The sequence below is a fragment of the Romboutsia maritimum genome, from assembly GCF_002251085.2.
Taxonomy (GTDB): domain Bacteria; phylum Bacillota; class Clostridia; order Peptostreptococcales; family Peptostreptococcaceae; genus Romboutsia_B; species Romboutsia_B maritimum.
Window position 1 is genome coordinate 1 of record NZ_NOJZ02000082.1, and the last position, 1,203, is coordinate 1,203.

General features: G+C 22.1%; 1 protein-coding gene and 1 pseudogene. Both read right to left on the reverse strand.

What is annotated here, in order from left to right; genetic code table 11:
- Nucleotides 1-346, reverse strand: a pseudogene (locus tag CHF27_RS13770) (YcxB family protein); the annotation flags it as partial.
- Between the two features lie 328 nt (nt 347-674).
- Nucleotides 675-1,010 (reverse strand): hypothetical protein, encoded by a 336-nt coding sequence (locus CHF27_RS13775; RefSeq protein WP_095405786.1) that lies wholly within the window; start codon nt 1,008-1,010, stop codon nt 675-677.
- Nucleotides 1,011-1,203: the final 193 nt, after the last annotated feature.

The window sequence follows — 1,203 nt, forward strand, 5'->3', positions numbered from 1 at the left end:
CTTTTACTACTATTGTTCCATCAACAATTTCTAAACTCTTACTTCCAAATATAGATGAATTATCGCCTTCACTTAAAATTTTATCAGTTTGTTTAGCTATTAATTTTTTATATTGTTTGGGGTATGTCAAAATCCAAATAATTGCATAAATTATAGCTACTATAATCCAATATATGCTTGGCTGATTAAGTATACCGGTCCCTATAAAGTATATTGGTATAGAAAATATTATAGGTATAATATATCTAAGAATATTAAATGTATTTTTCTGTGATTTAGAATTTTCTAAATGATATAAATTAAAATTTATATAGTCATCTTTTGTTATTTCAAAATTTATTTTCATTAATTCTACCTTTCGTCCTATTTAAAATTTTAAATTTTTTCTTAATTATATTACAAATTTAAAACAAGTACAATTAATCATAGAAATATGAAAAAAGTAAGAATCTTTTAATGTATTTTTTCTAAAATCTTATTGTTTTTACGTATTTTTATATTTAATCCATCATACTAAATTGTTATTATTTCTAGAGAATTTAATGTTTTTTCTACTGTTTTAATCACTTTTATATGAGATATGATTTTTACTATATATTATTAGATTAAATCTTTAATATTTAATTTAGTTTTATCTTCTAGTTTAACATTTTAATAATTATTCATAAATTTTTTTAATAATGATAATAAGAATATGGTGGAGCATAATATGGATACTGTAACAATGATAATGCTATTAAAGTAGCAAGCGGAAAAGATCTACGTCTAAATCTTCTAAATCTTCTAGGACGACCATATTGTCGTTGTTGATTATATTGATTTTCAAATTCTTCATCCATTACATCCTCACCAACCAAAACAATAACACAATCTTGATCTACACTTTCAATAATCCCGTCAAATACACTTCCATCTTTCATTGTAAAAATAGTGTGATAACTCTTTAACCTTTTACATTCATCATATAAATTCTGTATGTTTCTATTCTTAGTGTTTCTTTCTAAAGACATTTTTAACCAACTCCTTTCTACTACTATATTATTAAATTATAGAAAGAGTGTTTATTTTTTAGTATATAAATTATTATAAAAAATAAACCTATATAGCTTTTTTATTTAAAAACTCTCATTTCATTAAACTGCAAATTGGAATTTTCTAATCTGAAAAATTAAACATTAGTTTACTTACTCAACTGTATCTTCG

What these genes read in the sequence shown, in the direction of transcription:
- CHF27_RS13775 (WP_095405786.1), bottom strand. Translation starts at nt 1,010, where the DNA reads ATGTCTTTAGAAAGAAACACTAAGAATAGAAACATACAGAATTTATAT.